This window comes from Duganella callida (genome assembly GCF_004614165.1).
GTDB lineage: Bacteria > Pseudomonadota > Gammaproteobacteria > Burkholderiales > Burkholderiaceae_D > Rugamonas > Rugamonas callida.
Map to the genome: position 1 here is coordinate 1 of NZ_SPVG01000155.1, position 2,755 is coordinate 2,755.

Sequence of the window (2,755 nt, forward strand, 5' to 3'; positions counted from 1 at the left end):
GCGCCGGCGCGGGAGCGGCGGGCGCCCGTTGCGCCAGCGCGGCGGCGGCCGCGCGTTCCAGTTTTTCCTGCTCGATGCGGTGGGCCGCTTTTTCAATAATGCTCACGCTGCACTCCCTTACGCCGACTGCCGCACCAGCGTCAACGCAACCATGCCGCCGTAGACGCCAAACAATACGAATACCGCTGCACTGAACGCATACAGGCGGCGCCTACGCTTGATCTTCTGTTCATCGGTCCAGTTCATGCCGATGCTGCCGAGGATGGTCAGCCCGGTGGCCTCGCGCAACGCGAACTGGCTGAGGAAGGTCGGACGGATCTGACTCATCAGCAGCGCCGCACCCAGCCCGGCCACCAGCGCGCCGCCGAACACCACCGACATCAGCCGCAGGCGGTTGGGCCCCACCGGCTTGACCGGCACCGTGGGCGGGTCGATGATGCGGAAGGTCAAAATATCGGTCGCCGAGCTCAGGTCGCCGGACAGCTTGGCCGCCTCGCGTCGCTCGACCAGCTTGGTGTAGTTTTCCTTGTTGACCTGGTAGTCGCGGTTCAGCTGCGCCAGTTGCGCCTCGACCTCCGGCGCCGCCGTGCTCTGCGCGCGCAGGCGCGCCATGCGCGACGCGTACTCGTCGACGCGCACCTTGAGCGACGCCACGTGCGCCTCGGCCACCGACAGCGACACGTTCATCTGCTGCAGCATGGGGCTGTAATTGGCGCCTGGATCGACCGCGCGGCGCTTTTTCGCCTCTTCCTTCTTCTTGGCCTCCAGCGACGCCACCAGGCGCTTGGCGGAAATGATGTCCGGGTGCTCTTCGGTGTACTGCATGCGCAGGGTGTCCAGCTGCTTGTTCAGCGCGGCGATGCGGCCATCGAGTTCCGGATTGTCCGACGCCGCTTCCGGCGCGTCGGTGATCGCCACCGGATCTTCGCCGGCGATCTGACGCTTGATGGCGTTACGCGCCTGCACCGCTTCCTCGTATTCCAGCCGGGCCTGCTTGAGCTGGTCGCTCAGTTCGACCATCTTGCTGCTGTAATCGCTGCCCTGGCGCGGCAGCATGTCCAGGTTGTGCAGCTTGAAGTCCTTGAGCGAATTCTCGGCGGCGGCCAGCTTGTCTTCGTACGACTTGATCTGGTCGTCGATGAAGGCCACGGCCTTTTCCGAATCCTGCTTCTTGCCACCGAAGCTGCCTTCGACAAAGATGGTCAGCAGCGACTGCACCACTTCCTTGCCCAGCTTGGGATTGGGATTGTTGTAGGAGATCGTGTAAATGTCATCGCGCTCGGTGCCGCCGATCTTGATCTGCGACACCAGGTCATCCACCATCTGTTCGTGGTCCTTGACGCTGGCCGCCTTGACGTCCAGGTCGACCATGCGCATGACCTTCTCGACATTGGGACGGCTGATCAGCGTGCGGCGCATGAACGCCACCTGCTCATCGATATTCGGCACCGTGGCCATGCCGGCCAGCAGCGGTTTCAGGATGTTCTGGGTATCGACATAGACCCGCGCCGAGACCTGATAATCGTTGGGCATGCGGTAGACATAGATCCAGCCGGCGATGGCCACCAGCCAGGAAATCGCAATCGCATGCCAGCGGTATTTCCCTATAGCCTTGAGAAAGGCTAAAAGCGTCGCCATTAATTCTGCCATCTCATCAGTCTCGCATGTTGTAATTGCGTTGCGTCATACCTGCATTGGGGCGACGTTCTATACCGATATTGCCTAAATTGCATTGCTTAATATCTATGATACATGAGATTTTTTAGCTTGTAGATAATAATTAACTACTTTCCTGAGGGGAATGGCGCGCTTGCAACATCGTCAGGATTGTTATCAGATAGAAAACGAAAGTAATCCGATAGAAATCGCCGAGGCTATCTATGAAGGTGAGCGTCAGGAAGGCGGCCAGCGCCGCCGCGACAGCCGGCATGGCGCGGTACGGCGCACGGCGACGGCGCAGCAGCGCCATCGCCGCGCAAGCCAGCAACAGCACATGCGCCAGAACGCCGCAAGCGCCCTGCTCGATCAGCATCTGCAGCCACCAGTTTTCCAGATGCCAGGGCTGGTAGTTGTCGTAGACCGGCAGCCAGCGGTCCATGCCGTCCGCGAACGTTCCGTTGGCCAGCAGGTTGCCGCCCTCGGGAGCGCGCAAGGCCACGTTGCTCACCGCCAGGATGCTGCCCTGGCGCAGATTGGTCAGCGACAGCTTGACAGGGCGCCGTTTCGCCCAGGGCGGCGTATCGACCGCGAGCACATAACGGCGCCACGCCGGTTGCGTCGGCAGCCGCTCCACGCTCCATTTGCAGTTGGCCGAGTACAGCCACTTCTCGCACAGCGACACGCCGAGTTCCGGAGCGCCGCGCAGCGTGCGCGCGTCGAAACTCAGGATATAACGGCGTTGCGGCGCGACCGCCACCAGCTGGTCGATATATACGGGACTGCCACCGGCCAGTTGCAGCCAGTTGCGCCCGCCGGCGCCCATCAGGCCATACGCCGCCGCGTGGGCCGGCTCCTTGCTGTACTGGTGGTGCAGGCGCGGATAGCTGCCCAGCCCCATGCCGGCCAGCCACCTGACCCAGCCCGGCCCGATCAGGCCGAGCCCATCGATCCAATGCGCCTGGCGCCCGGCCAGGTCGCGCGCGGTGGCATGATAGCGGCGCTGCATGGCCGGCCCCTCCAGCACCGGCACCGCGACGGCGCACAGCAGCGCCAGCAGCAACGCACCACGGCGCAGCTGGCGCGCGTGCAGCTGGAA

General features: G+C 63.2%; 2 protein-coding genes. Both read right to left on the minus strand.

The window, feature by feature from the left end; translation table 11 throughout:
- Positions 1-117 precede the first annotated feature (117 nt).
- Positions 118-1,638 carry an XrtA system polysaccharide chain length determinant gene (locus E4L98_RS15185; RefSeq protein WP_307722122.1) on the minus strand — a complete coding sequence of 507 codons (1,521 nt, stop codon included), beginning with the start codon at positions 1,636-1,638 and terminating at the stop codon, positions 118-120.
- A gap of 142 nt (positions 1,639-1,780) precedes the next feature.
- Positions 1,781-2,755, minus strand: a 975-nt coding sequence (locus tag E4L98_RS30040) for a hypothetical protein (protein WP_205746735.1), incomplete at its 5' end; no start/stop codon positions are given.